This window comes from Micromonospora sp. NBRC 107095 (assembly GCF_030269705.1).
GTDB lineage: Bacteria > Actinomycetota > Actinomycetes > Mycobacteriales > Micromonosporaceae > Micromonospora > Micromonospora parva.
Map to the genome: position 1 here is coordinate 2,555,943 of NZ_BSTU01000001.1, position 11,410 is coordinate 2,567,352.

Genomic DNA, 11,410 nt, shown 5'->3' on the forward strand with positions numbered 1-11,410 from the left:
CCGAGGCCCTGGTCGGCCGGCGGGTGGATCACCATGCGGCGGGGCGTCGCAAACGTCTCGTACCCTTGACGAGGTGACGAACCGACCCGCCACCATGCCCATGTCCTCCGTCCGCCGCGCCGCCGGTCTCTTCGCCGGTCTGGCGCTCGGCCTCGCTGTGCTCGCCGGGTGTAGCTCCCAGGGCGCCTCCACCGACTGCTCGGTGGACGCCTGCACCGTCACCTTCGATCGGGGTGTCGATGCGAGGACCACCATCCTCGGCGTCGAGGCCAAGCTGGTCGGCGCCGAGGGTGACCAGGTGACGGTCGAGGTCGCCGGCGAGCAGCTCACCCTCACCACCGGCCAGCAGGCCGCCGAGGCCGGCGGCTTCGCGGTGACCCTGGACAGCGTCACCGATCAGCAGGTCAAGATCCGCGTGTCGCGCAACCCGGGTAGCTGACCCGGGCGGGCGGCGGTGGTCGACGTTTGGAAATCTTCGTAAACGGAGATTGTGGCGCCATGTCACTTACCCGTAACGCCGAAGCCACCGCCTCCCGTACGGCGGACAGCCGGTGGCTGGAACTCCTCGCCCGGGCCGGCTTCATCGGCTACGGCATCGTGCACCTGCTCTTCGCCTGGCTGGCGTTGCAGATCGCGTTCGGCACGTCGTCCGACGACGGCGACCAGTCCGGCGCGCTGCGGACCCTCTCCCAACAGCCCCTCGGCAAGTTCCTCGTCATCGCCGTCGCGATCGGCCTGCTCGCGATGGCGATCTGGCAGGGGCTGGAGGCGGCGGTCGGGCACCGCGCCGAGCGTGGCAAGGAACGGGTCACCGAACGGGTCGCGTCGGCCGGCCGGACCATCGTCTACCTCTACTTCGCCTGGACCGCCTTCAAGGTCTTCTCCGACGCCGGGTCGAACAGCGCCGACCAGCAGGAGGCGCTGACCGGCAAGCTGATGACCTCCAGCGGTGGCCGCTGGCTCGTCGGCCTGGCCGGGCTGGTGCTCGCCGCGATCGGCGTCGGCCTGGTGATCTACGGCGTGCTCAAGAAGTTCGAGAAGCACCTGAAGACCGGCGAGATGAGCCCGAAGACCCGCCAGCTCGCCCGCCGGCTGGGCATCGCCGGATATGTGGCCAAGGGTGTCGCGTACGGCATCGCCGGTCTGCTGGTCATCGTGGCCGCGGTGAACTACGACCCGGAGAAGGCCCGTGGTCTGGACGCCGCGCTGCACACCCTGCGCGAGCAGTCGTACGGCACGTTCCTGCTGACCCTGGTCGCCCTGGGCATCGCCGCCTTCGGCGTCTACTGCTTCCTCCAGTCCCGGTACCGCAAGGTCTGAACTGGTCGATTCCTAGGCCGTCGGGCACTCTTGGGCTTTTGCCCGGAGTGCCCGACGCCTGGTTGAAGGGGAGCACTGAAGCCGTGCAGAACTATCTCGAAACGGCCGTCGCCGCGCTCGTCGCAGCGGCGGTCGCCCTGTTCCTGGTCGAGGTCGTCCACCGGTTGACCCGGCGGTTCGGTCGCCGGTCACTGCTGCTGACCGAGCTGACCGAGCACGCGCACCGCCCGTTCCAGGTCGCCGCGACGGTCCTCGCCGTGCAGTTCGCCGTCCGCTTCACCACCGGGTACGCGGTGGGCGAGAGCTGGCGGCGGTTCCTGCTGCACCTGCTCATCCTCGGCGTCATCGCCACGCTGGCCTGGCTGGTCGCCTGCCTGCTGGTCGTCGTGGAGGACACCGCGCTGGCCCGGTTCCGGGTCGACGTGCCTGACAACCGGCACGCCCGGCGGGTACGGACCCAGGTGGTGATGCTGCGCCGACTGACCATCGCGGTGATCGTCATCCTGACCGTCGGCGTGATGCTGATGACCTTCCCCAGCGTGCGGGGCATCGGCGCCGGTGTGCTGACCTCGGCCGGTGTGGTCGGTGTGGTGGCCGCGCTCGCCGCGCAGAGCCTGCTCGGCAACGTCTTCGCCGGCCTCCAGCTCGCCTTCAGCGACGCCGTCCGACTCGACGACGTGGTCGTCGTGGAGGGGGAGTGGGGGCGCATCGAGGAGCTGACCCTCAGCTACGTGGTGGTGCAGATCTGGGACGACCGACGGCTGATCCTGCCCACCTCGTACTTCACCAGCAAGCCGTTCCAGAACTGGACCCGGACGGAGGCGGCGGTGCTCGGCACCGCCGAGTTCGACGTGGACTGGGCGGTGCCCGTGCAGACCATGCGTGAGGAGCTGCGCCGCCTCGTCGAGGGCACCGAGCTGTGGGACGGGCGGGTCTGCGTCCTCCAGGTCACCGACGCCACCGGCGGGACGGTGCGGTTGCGCGCGCTGGTCAGCGCCGCCGACGCGGGCAGTCTGTGGGACCTGCGCTGCCTCGTCCGGGAGCACCTGGTCGCCTGGATCCGGGACAACCGCCCGACCGCGATGCCCCGGCTGCGCACCGAGCTGGGCGACTCCACCAGCAACCTGTCCTGGCAGTGGGTGCAGCCGCGGCGCCCGGCCCAGCGTCCCTCCGACACCGAGGCGCCCGACGACGCCCGCGTCTTCGGCGGCAGCGACGACGGCGACGCCCGCAGCGAAGCCTTCGTGGGCCCCGACGAATCCCGACCCCAATAGCCGCACCCCGCCTGCCCCGCCCCGCCCCGCGCGCCCCGGAAGATCGTGCAACGTCCTCGTTGTAGTGGCCTCCACCGCCGTCCAGGCCACTACAACCAGGATCGAGCGCGATCCTGCGCGGCAGACCCCGACGATCATGGACTTGACGGGTGAGTACGCCTGATGTGTCCCCGCCAACCTCATGATCGCCGCTGCGGGGGCGGGGCGGGGGCCGGGGCGTGCCGAGGGCGGGGCGGGGGTGGGGGAGGGGTCCGTTGGCGAGGTTTGGTCGGGCTTGGGTGGGGGATGTGCTGCCGGACGTCTCTGGCGTGATCGCGGCGGCTGTGGCCGCGTATCGGCGGCGCGGCGTGCGGACAACACCGACGGTGTGCCGCTTGGCGCGCTTTAGGATTGACGAGCGGCGACTCCGGGCATACAGCGCGGTGATGAGGAAAGGAGGACAGCATGGCTGACGTGGCGAAAGCCCGCACATCCCAGAACGGGAGCGAGCCCTCCACCGCCGAGTTGGTGCAACGAGCCACCGAGCAGATCTCCCGCCTCGTGCGGGACGAACTGACGCTGGCCCGAGCGGAGTTGACCCAGAAGGGTAAGCACGCGGGCATCGGGATCGGCCTGTTCGGCGGCGGCGGCGCGCTCGCGTTCTTCGGCCTGGGTGCGCTGGTCGCCACGGCGATCCTGCTACTCGACCTGGTGTTGCCCGCCTGGGCCGCGGCGCTGATCGTGGCGGTGGCCTGCTTCCTGGTGGCCGGCATCCTCGCCCTGGTGGGCAAGAAGCAGGTCAGTCGTGCCGTCCCGCCGGTCCCGGCGGCCACGGTCCGCAGCCTCCGGGCAGACATGGACACCGTCACCGCCGCGGTGAAGGACAGGGGGCGGCAATGACCGGCAACGGGACCGGCGACACCGAGGCGCTGCGCGAGGAGATCCGTCGCACCCGGGTCGAGCTGGGCGAGACGATGGAGGCGTTGGCCGCGAAGGCCGACGTCAAGGCGCGTCTCAGGGAGTCCGCCGAGCAGGCCAAGGAGCGGATGCGCGAGCAGGCGGCGCAGACCGTCGCTCGGGTCCGCGGGCAGGCCGTGCGGGGCGCGGGGATCGCGCGGGCGCGGGCCCACGAGAAAAGCGAGCTGGTACGCGCACAGGCGTACGACAAGGGCGAGTTGGTGCGCCGCAACCCGATGCCGTGGGCGGCCATCGCGGCCGGCGCGGTGGCCACCGTTGTGGTGTTGATGATCGTTCGGGGGAGGCGTAGGTGAGTAAGAGCATCGGCAGGGTCGCGTACCGGCCGGTCGGCGTGTTGATGGGCATCGCCGCTGGGGCGGTGGCCGGGGCGATCTTCCGGCAGGTCTGGAAGGTCACCGCGGGCGACGGTGAGGCGCCCAACGCGACCGACGAGGATCGCGGCTGGGGCGAGATCCTGGCGGCCGCGGCATTGCAGGGCGCCATCTTCGCGGTCGTCCGGGCCGCCGTGGACCGGGGTGGCGCGGTCGGCGTCCGCCGGATGACCGGCAGTTGGCCGGACTGACCAGACAGCGACGTCAGCCCCCTTCCCGCATCGATGGGAAGGGGGCTTTCGCATGGCATCGCCCGCCACCCAGCACACCCGAGGCATCCGTCAGGTCACATGTCGGAGAAATTCGTCGGAGAGGTCGTGACAGACTTTTTGCGTCCGTGATTTGCTGATCCCCGCTGTTGCGAGATGGCGTGGGTTGAGAGAAGTCTCCTTCGTGGGGCCGCCTCAGGCACCGCTGCTCAAAAACGGCCAATCGGCCGGACGGCGTGCACGGCCGCCAGTTTTTAGAGGGAGATACACATGGCTCAGGGAACCGTGAAGTGGTTCAACGCTGACAAGGGCTTCGGCTTCATCACCGTCGATGGTGGGGGTGCTGACGTGTTCGTCCACTTCTCGGCCATCCAGACCAGCGGCTACCGCTCGCTGGAGGAGAACCAGCGGGTGGAGTTCGAGATCGCGCAGGGTCAGAAGGGCCCGCAGGCCGAGCAGGTCCGTCCCATCTGAGTAGGACGGCCGGCCCCCGCCGGCCAGTGGGACGATCCGGCCCAAGGGTAACGGTGCAGCCCCGCATCCCATCGGGATGCGGGGCTGCACACGTGTTCGGGCTCCCCAGTGGAGCGGGCGCTCAGCGTCGACGCGAGCGCAGACCGAGCCAGAGCACCACCAGCCCGGCCAACGCCACGAGCGGACCCACCACCGCCCAGATCTTCTGGTCGGTCATCACGCTGCCGTCGACGTAGCCGAGGCCCTGGACCGTCCACACCGCGCCGATCACCACGGCCAGCAGGCCGAGGGTGAGCGGAAGCCAGCCCCTCATCGCGTCCCCTCTCCGCCGCCCGGGGCGGCACGCCGCCGTCCAGCATCGCCGGCCGGACGGTGCGACGCGAGCACCCCGGGCGCGCGGGTCACCACCGGTCGTGCACCTGCGGGCGGATCAGCTCGTCGTAGGTCTCGCGGACGGCTGTCAGCTGCTCGTCGGTGAGCGGGGACAGGTCGGCCGCCGCGGCGTTGCGTCGAGCCTGGTCGGCGTCGCGGGCACCGGGGATGACCACGGTGACGCCCGCCTGGTCCAGCACCCAGCGCAGCGCGAACTGCGCCATCGTGCGGTCCGCGTCGACCAGCGGGGCCAGCCGGCGTACGGCGGCCAGACCCCGGTCGAAGTCGACTCCGGAGAAGGTCTCCCCGACGTCGAAGGCGGCGCCGTGCCGGTTGTAGTTGCGGTGGTCGTCGGCGGGGAACTCGGTGTGCTCGTCGTAGCGGCCGGAGAGCAGGCCGCTGGCGAGCGGCACGCGGGCGATGATGCCGACACCGGCTGCCGCCGCGGCGGGCAGCACCCGCTCCAGGGGCTTGTGGCGGACCGCGTTGAGGATGATCTGGACGCTCGCCACCCCCGGTCGGGCGATCGCGGTGAGGGCCTGGTCGCAGGTCTCGACGCTGACCCCGTACCCGGCGATGGCCTTCTCGGCGACCAGGGTGTCCAGGCCGTCGAAGACCTCGTCGGAGGAGAAGACCGCGGTGGGCGGGCAGTGCAACTGGACCAGGTCGAGGGTGTCCATGCCCAGGTTGGCCCGGGAACGGTCGGTCCACTGCCGGAAGTTGGCCAGGGTGTACGCCTCGGGCCGCTGCTCGACGCGGCGACCCATCTTGGTGGCGACGGTCAGCCCGGCGTCTGGTCGGGTGCGCAGGAAGCGGCCGATCAGCTGCTCGCTGCGGCCGTCGCCGTACACGTCGGCGGTGTCGAGGAAGGTGACCCCGGCGTCCACGGCGGCGGCGAGCACCGCCATCGCGTCGTCCTCGCTGACGGTGCCCCAGTCGGCCCCGAGTTGCCACGCGCCCAGGCCGACCGCGCCAACGGTCCGGCCGAGCCGGTTGAAGCTGCGCTGTTCCATGCCCCGAGCCTAGTGATCGGGTTGCCACGGTGCCAGACGAGCCGTACCGTAAACAGTACGTACGTACGGTTTAGGAGGCGATCATGTGGGATCCGACGGCCTACCTGCGCTTCGGCGACGAGCGGTCCCGGCCGTTCCACGACCTCGTCGCCCGGATCCCGGCCGGGCGACCCCGGGCGGTGGTCGACCTCGGCTGCGGCCCCGGCCAGCTCACCGCCACCCTTGCCGAGCGCTGGCCGACGAGCCGCGTGCTCGGCCTGGACTCCTCACCCGACATGATCGAGCGGGCCGCGGCCCTCGGTGCGCCGGTCGACTTCGCGGTCGCCGACCTGCGCGACTGGCGTCCGGCCGGCGACGAGGACGTGGTGGTCAGCAACGCGGCGTTGCAGTGGGTCCCCGGCCACCAGGAGATGCTGCGCCGGTGGGCCGCCGAGCTGCCCGCCGGGGCGTGGCTCGCCATGCAGGTCCCCGGCAACTTCGACGCCGACTCGCACCGCGCCCTGCGGGAGGTCGCCAACCGGCCGACCTGGCGGGCCGACGTCGCCCCGCTGCTGCGCGCCGACCCGGTCGACGACCCGGCCGACTACGCGGCGCTGCTGACCGCCGCCGGCTGCGCCGTGGACGCCTGGGAGACTACCTACGTGCACCTGCTACCGGCCCGACCCGCGGCCGAGCACCCGGTGCTGGTCTGGATGGAGGGCACCGCGCTGCGCCCGGTCCGGGCCGTGCTGGACGCCGCCGGCTGGTCCGCCTTCCGGGCCGAGCTGGGGGTACGGCTCGCCGCGGCGTACCCGGTGCGGCAGGGTCAGGTGTACTTCCCGTTCCGCCGCGTCTTCGTCGTCGCCCGCACCGGCGACCATGTTCAGGAGAATCCGTGACCGACCTGCCCACCTTCATCGCCGGCCTGCCCAAGGTGGAGCTGCACGTGCACCACGTCGGCTCCGCCTCGCCCCGGATCGTCGCCGAGCTGGCCGCCCGCCACGAGGGGCGCACCCCCGTGCCGACCGACCCCGACGCGCTGGCCGCCTACTTCGAGTTCCGCGACTTCGCGCACTTCATCGAGGTGTACCTGAGCGTCGTGGACCTCATCCGGGACCCGGAGGACGTCTGGATCCTCACCCACGAGGTGGCCCGGGAGCTGGCCCGCCAACAGGTCCGGTACGCGGAGCTGACCATCACCCCGTACTCGCACGTCCGGCGGGGCATTCCCGCTCCGGCGTTCTGCGAGGCCATCGAGGACGCCCGCAAGCGCGCCCAGGCCGACTTCGGCATCGAGCTGCAGTGGTGCTTCGACATCCCCGGCGAGGCCGGCCTCCCGGCAGCCGAGGAGACGCTGCGCACCGCGTTGGACGAGCGCCCGGACGGGCTGGTCAGTTTCGGCCTGGGCGGGCCGGAGATCGGCGTGCCCCGACCGCAGTTCCGGCCGTACTTCGACCAGGCCCGCGCCGCCGGGCTGCGCTCGGTGCCGCACGCCGGGGAGACCACCGGACCGCAGACCGTCTGGGACGCGCTGAACGAGCTGGGCGCCGAGCGCATCGGGCACGGCATCTCCGCCGCGCAGGACCCGCAGCTGCTGGCGTACCTGGCCGAACGGCAGATCGGCATGGAGGTCTGCCCGACGTCCAACGTCCGCACCCGCGCGGTGGCCACCCTCGACGAGCACCCGCTGCCCCGACTGGTCGAGGCCGGGCTGCTGGTCACCATCAACTCCGACGACCCGCCGATGTTCGGCACCACCCTCAACGACGAGTACGCGGTGGCGGCCCGCCTGCTCGGGATCGGCGCCGAGGGTCTGGCCGGGCTGGCCCGCAACGCGGTCACCGCGTCCTTCCTCGACCCCGCCGGCAAGCAGCGGATCCTCGCCGAGATCGAGGCGTACCTCGCCACCGCCGGCTGAGCCGGCCGCCACTCGATGGCGAGCAGGGCGCGCGGCGGGAGCGTGGGGTGTGGGGGGACCTGTGGCTCCCGCCGCGCGCGCGGCTCCACCGGCAGTGGGTGCGTGCTGCGCTCGGCCGGTGGAACTGGTGGGTTCGTGCTGTGAATCCTGTCAGCCCGCGGCCGACGCGGGGCCGTCGTTAACCGCGATCTAAGGAAGACTTGCGCCGGCGCACAGCCCGGGTGCTGGCCGGGTCAGTCGTCGGTGGGGCGCTGGCGGGGCCACCGGCGTCCGCTGGCCTTCGTGTCCCGGGCGTCGCGGGCCATCCGGCCGACCAGACCGAAGCGGCTGACCTGCCGGGGCGTCGCCTCCGGGTCGGCGAGCAGCATCACCACGCTGGCGCCGCCCAGCCGGGCGCGGTCGATGCTCACCGAGCCGTTGGCCTGCAACGCCACCCGCTTGGCGATGTCCAGGCCGAGCCCGGTCGAGCCCTGGTCGCTGGCGCCCCGGCGCAGTGCCCGGTCCGGGTTGGCGATGCCGGGGCCGGCGTCGTCGATCCGGATCGCCACGTAACCGTCGCGCCGGGACACCGCCACCTCGAACGCGGTGCCCTGCGGTGTGTAACGGAAGACGTTGCCGATCACCGCGTCCAGCGCCGCAGCCAGCTCGGCGCGCGGCACCGGCGCCGGGATGCGCAGCTGCGCGCCGGTGACCCGGTGCGGCCGGTTCTGGTCACCGGCCAACGCCGCCCAGAACACCATCCGGTCCCGGACCACCTCGCTGACGTCACACATCGCCGGCCCGGCCTCGTGCGCCACCGCCTTGCGGGTCGTCTTGATCAGTACGTCGATCTCACCCTCCAGGGTGACGATCGCCTGCCGGATCCGCCGAATCCCGCGCAGCCGGTCCAACTCGGCCTGGCTGAACGAACCCACGCTGGTGTCGTCGGACTCCAACGCCTCCGCGTCCAACCGCAGCACCGTCAGCGGGGTACGCAGCCGGTGCGACAGGTCGGCCACCAACTCCCGCTCGTCGGTGCGGGCGGCGTCCAACCGGTCGGCCATCCGGTTGAAGGCGTACCCGGCCTCGGCCAGCTCGCGCGGACCGGTCGGCTCGACGCGGACGCCGAGGTCCCCGTCGCCGATGGAGAGCGCCGCCTTGACCAGGCCGCGGGTCGAATCCACCGCGCGGGCCGCGACCCGGTCGACCACCAGCACCGCCGCGCCGACCATCGCCGCACCGACGGCGAACAGCAGCAGCCACGTGCCACCGGCGCCCTCGCCCAGCGCGGATTCCGGAAGGAACACCTCGACCACTGCCGTCCGGTCACCGAGGACCACCGGGTCGAGCCGGGCCACCCCGCCGTCGACGTCGACGACCACCGACTGGCGCTCGGAGCGGGCCCGCTCCAGGTCGCCGCCGCTGGCCCGACCGGCGGACTCGTCCAGCCCCAACCCGTGCACCACGGGTCGGGTGGGTGCGCCATCGGCGCTGGCCACCACGGCACGCTCGACGACCACCGGGTCGGTGCTCACCGCCAGCGCGCCGGTCACCAGCGCGCTGCGCCGGGCCGCGTCGGCAATCGCCTCGTCCCGACTCTGCTCCCGCAGACTGAGCCCGAGCGGGATCAGGAACGCGAGCGCCACCAGGCTGCACATGCCGGCAGTGAGCACTGCCAGCGCGGTCCTCAGTCCGGTGCCACCAGCCGGAATCCGACCCCCCGCACGGTGCGCAGGTAGCGCGGCTTCGCCGCGGACTCGCCCATCTTTCTGCGGAGCCAGTACAGGTGAACGTCGATGGTCTGATCCTCGCCGACCGATGGCTGCCGCCATACCTCCTCCAAGAGTTCCCGGCGGGACACTACCCGCCCAGGTCGCGCGGCGAGATACGCCAACAGGTCGAATTCCTTACGGGTCAGCGCCAGCGGCTCCCCGTCGAGCTGGGCGCTGCGCTCGCCCACGTCCACCCGCAGCCCGCCGACGCTGTGCACCGCCGGTTGCACGGACCTACTGGCCCGGCCGGCCCGGCGCAGCACCGTGGTGATCCGCGCGTCCAGGTGCGCCCCGGTGAACGGTTTGACCATGTAGTCGTCGGCGCCGGCGCGCAGCAGCTTCACCACCGACTGCTCGTCGTCGCGGGCGGTGGCGATGATGATCGGGATGTCGGTGATGCCGCGGAGCATCCGCAGCGCGTCCGAGCCGTCCAGGTCGGGCAGGCCGAGGTCGAGCACCACCAGGTCGGGTGTCTCCGCGGCGACCCGACGCAGCGCGTCCAACGCCGTACCGACGGCGTGCACGGCATGCCCCCGGTCGGTGAGGGACCGCAGCATCGCGCCGCGTACGACGTGATCGTCTTCGACCAGGAGCACGGAGGCCACGACAAGACCGTACTTGGCCTGGCAAGTTGATCGCGTTGCGACGTGCCTGGCGACCGGGCAAGCTGGTACGACGATGTCGTTCACCCTGTTCGCCGATGCCCGCCTGGCCCTCGCCCGGGACAGCCTCGCCGGTCTCTCCACCGGCGACGCCCTCGGCGCGCAGTACTTCCTGCCGGGGTCGGCGCCGGTGGATGTCGCCGTCGACGCCCTGCCGCCGGCGCCCTGGGACTGGACCGACGACACCGAGATGGCCTGCTCGGTCCTCGCCCAGTTGGCCGAGTCCGGCGGCATCGACCGGGACCGGCTGGCGCTCTCCTTCGCCGAGCGGTGCACCCCGCGCCGAGGCTACGGCGCGGGCGCGATGCTGATCCTGGAGCTGATCCGCAGCGGCACCCCGTGGCCGCTGGCCGCCGCCTCGGCCTTCGACGGGCAGGGCTCCTGCGGCAACGGTGCGGCGATGCGGGTCGGCCCGCTCGGCGCGTACTTCGCCGACTCGACAGCGCGCGCCGCGGCGCAGGCCCGGGCCGGTGCGGAGGTGACGCACGCGCACCCGGAGGGGATCGCCGGCGCGGTCGCCGTCGCCGTCGCCGCCGCGCTGGCCGCCCGGGCCCGCCTCGACGGGCATCGGCCGGCCCCGGAGCGGCTGCTCGCCGGGATCGGTGCCGCGCTCGACCCGGGCACCGCTGTGCATCGGGGCGTACACCGGGCGGCCGAGCTGCTCGGCCGGCCGCTGCCCCGGGTGGTGGCGGCGCTCGGCAACGGCTCCCGGGTGACCGCGCAGGACACCGTCGGGTTCACCCTCTGGGTGGCCGCCACCCACCTCGACGACTATCCGGCGGCCATCGAGACGTGCATACGGGCCGGTGGGGACATGGACACCACGGCCGCCATCGCGGGAGCGGTGGTGGCGGCGTACACCGGCGTCGGCACCCCGGGCGGGGTGCCCGAGTCGTGGCTGGCCGCCCGTGAGCCCCTACCCACCTGGCTCCCCTGACCCGAGGCTGCCCCGACGAGGCGGACTGCCCTGCTCACGGGGGCTGCCCTGCTCACGGGGGCTGCCCTGCTCACGGGGGCTGCCCTGCTCACGGGGGCTGCCCTGCTCACGGGGGCTGCCCTGCTCACGGGGGCTGCCCTGCTCACGGGGGCTGCCCTGCTCACGGGGGCTAC

The 11,410-nt window shown here is 72.5% G+C and carries 14 protein-coding genes and 1 pseudogene; 10 read left to right on the forward strand and 5 right to left on the reverse strand.

Annotation, left to right across the window (positions count from 1 at the left end):
• Window positions 1-73: 73 nt before the first annotated feature.
• The 7 genes from QSK15_RS11870 to QSK15_RS11900 all read left to right on the forward strand — a co-directional run bounded on the left by QSK15_RS11870 (window position 74) and on the right by QSK15_RS11900 (window position 4,605).
• Window positions 74-439, forward strand: a complete 366-nt coding sequence (locus QSK15_RS11870; protein WP_285794212.1) for a hypothetical protein — start codon at window positions 74-76, stop codon at window positions 437-439.
• 59 nt (window positions 440-498) lie between these two features.
• The gene (locus QSK15_RS11875; RefSeq protein ID WP_285794213.1) at window positions 499-1,320 is read left to right on the forward strand and encodes a DUF1206 domain-containing protein; all 822 of its coding nucleotides are present in this window, start codon (window positions 499-501) and stop codon (window positions 1,318-1,320) included.
• An 83-nt stretch (window positions 1,321-1,403) separates the two neighbouring features.
• Window positions 1,404-2,594 carry a mechanosensitive ion channel family protein gene (locus QSK15_RS11880; protein ID WP_285794214.1) on the forward strand — a complete coding sequence of 397 codons (1,191 nt, stop codon included), beginning with the start codon at window positions 1,404-1,406 and terminating at the stop codon, window positions 2,592-2,594.
• A gap of 444 nt (window positions 2,595-3,038) precedes the next feature.
• Entirely contained in the window at window positions 3,039-3,473 is a 435-nt protein-coding gene (locus tag QSK15_RS11885) for a phage holin family protein (protein WP_030338239.1), read from the forward strand.
• On the forward strand, window positions 3,470-3,844 hold the full coding sequence (locus QSK15_RS11890; RefSeq protein WP_285794215.1) for a DUF3618 domain-containing protein: 375 nt from the start codon (window positions 3,470-3,472) through the stop codon (window positions 3,842-3,844). The genes QSK15_RS11885 and QSK15_RS11890 overlap by 4 nt, the downstream gene beginning before the upstream one ends.
• Window positions 3,841-4,113 carry a DUF4235 domain-containing protein gene (locus QSK15_RS11895; protein ID WP_030338235.1) on the forward strand — a complete coding sequence of 91 codons (273 nt, stop codon included), beginning with the start codon at window positions 3,841-3,843 and terminating at the stop codon, window positions 4,111-4,113. Before QSK15_RS11890 ends, QSK15_RS11895 begins: the two co-directional genes overlap by 4 nt.
• A gap of 288 nt (window positions 4,114-4,401) precedes the next feature.
• Window positions 4,402-4,605, forward strand: a complete 204-nt coding sequence (locus QSK15_RS11900) for a cold-shock protein (RefSeq protein ID WP_030338233.1) — start codon at window positions 4,402-4,404, stop codon at window positions 4,603-4,605.
• Window positions 4,606-4,726: 121 nt separating this feature from the next.
• Here QSK15_RS11900 and QSK15_RS11905 read toward each other — a convergent pair whose 3' ends face one another.
• Both QSK15_RS11905 and QSK15_RS11910 read right to left on the reverse strand, forming a co-directional pair.
• The gene (locus tag QSK15_RS11905; RefSeq protein WP_030338231.1) at window positions 4,727-4,918 is read right to left on the reverse strand and encodes a hypothetical protein; all 192 of its coding nucleotides are present in this window, start codon (window positions 4,916-4,918) and stop codon (window positions 4,727-4,729) included.
• Window positions 4,919-5,006: 88 nt separating this feature from the next.
• Window positions 5,007-5,990 (reverse strand): aldo/keto reductase, encoded by a 984-nt coding sequence (locus tag QSK15_RS11910; protein WP_285794216.1) that lies wholly within the window; start codon window positions 5,988-5,990, stop codon window positions 5,007-5,009.
• An 83-nt stretch (window positions 5,991-6,073) separates the two neighbouring features.
• On the opposite strand from QSK15_RS11910, the gene QSK15_RS11915 reads away from it, so the two are divergent.
• Together QSK15_RS11915 and QSK15_RS11920 are read left to right on the forward strand one after the other, a co-directional pair.
• Window positions 6,074-6,868 (forward strand): trans-aconitate 2-methyltransferase, encoded by a 795-nt coding sequence (locus QSK15_RS11915; RefSeq protein ID WP_285794217.1) that lies wholly within the window; start codon window positions 6,074-6,076, stop codon window positions 6,866-6,868.
• Complete coding sequence (locus QSK15_RS11920) at window positions 6,865-7,887, forward strand: adenosine deaminase (RefSeq protein ID WP_285794218.1); 1,023 nt, start codon at window positions 6,865-6,867, stop codon at window positions 7,885-7,887. Before QSK15_RS11915 ends, QSK15_RS11920 begins: the two co-directional genes overlap by 4 nt.
• A gap of 233 nt (window positions 7,888-8,120) precedes the next feature.
• On the opposite strand, the gene QSK15_RS11925 is transcribed toward QSK15_RS11920, so the two are convergent.
• Both QSK15_RS11925 and QSK15_RS11930 read right to left on the reverse strand, forming a co-directional pair.
• Complete coding sequence (locus QSK15_RS11925) at window positions 8,121-9,524, reverse strand: HAMP domain-containing sensor histidine kinase (protein ID WP_285794219.1); 1,404 nt, start codon at window positions 9,522-9,524, stop codon at window positions 8,121-8,123.
• Between the two features lie 29 nt (window positions 9,525-9,553).
• Complete coding sequence (locus tag QSK15_RS11930; protein WP_030338220.1) at window positions 9,554-10,243, reverse strand: response regulator transcription factor; 690 nt, start codon at window positions 10,241-10,243, stop codon at window positions 9,554-9,556.
• Window positions 10,244-10,316: 73 nt separating this feature from the next.
• Here QSK15_RS11930 and QSK15_RS11935 point away from each other — a divergent pair, with 73 nt between their 5' ends.
• Window positions 10,317-11,237, forward strand: a complete 921-nt coding sequence (locus QSK15_RS11935) for an ADP-ribosylglycohydrolase family protein (RefSeq protein ID WP_285794220.1) — start codon at window positions 10,317-10,319, stop codon at window positions 11,235-11,237.
• Here QSK15_RS11935 and QSK15_RS11940 read toward each other — a convergent pair.
• Window positions 11,217-11,410, reverse strand: a pseudogene (locus QSK15_RS11940) (hypothetical protein); the annotation flags it as partial. The gene QSK15_RS11935 and the pseudogene QSK15_RS11940 overlap by 21 nt on opposite strands.

Excerpts from the sequence above, each read along its gene's own strand:
- QSK15_RS11935 (WP_285794220.1), top strand. The coding sequence starts at position 10,317 with ATGTCGTTCACCCTGTTCGCCGATGCCCGCCTGGCCCTCGCCCGGGAC.
- QSK15_RS11875 (WP_285794213.1), top strand. The coding sequence starts at position 499 with ATGTCACTTACCCGTAACGCCGAAGCCACCGCCTCCCGTACGGCGGAC.
- QSK15_RS11905 (WP_030338231.1), bottom strand. The coding sequence starts at position 4,918 with ATGAGGGGCTGGCTTCCGCTCACCCTCGGCCTGCTGGCCGTGGTGATC.
- QSK15_RS11890 (WP_285794215.1), top strand. The coding sequence starts at position 3,470 with ATGACCGGCAACGGGACCGGCGACACCGAGGCGCTGCGCGAGGAGATC.
- QSK15_RS11915 (WP_285794217.1), top strand. The coding sequence starts at position 6,074 with ATGTGGGATCCGACGGCCTACCTGCGCTTCGGCGACGAGCGGTCCCGG.
- QSK15_RS11885 (WP_030338239.1), top strand. The coding sequence starts at position 3,039 with ATGGCTGACGTGGCGAAAGCCCGCACATCCCAGAACGGGAGCGAGCCC.
- QSK15_RS11925 (WP_285794219.1), bottom strand. The coding sequence starts at position 9,524 with ATGTGCAGCCTGGTGGCGCTCGCGTTCCTGATCCCGCTCGGGCTCAGT.
- QSK15_RS11910 (WP_285794216.1), bottom strand. The coding sequence starts at position 5,990 with ATGGAACAGCGCAGCTTCAACCGGCTCGGCCGGACCGTTGGCGCGGTC.
- QSK15_RS11900 (WP_030338233.1), top strand. The coding sequence starts at position 4,402 with ATGGCTCAGGGAACCGTGAAGTGGTTCAACGCTGACAAGGGCTTCGGC.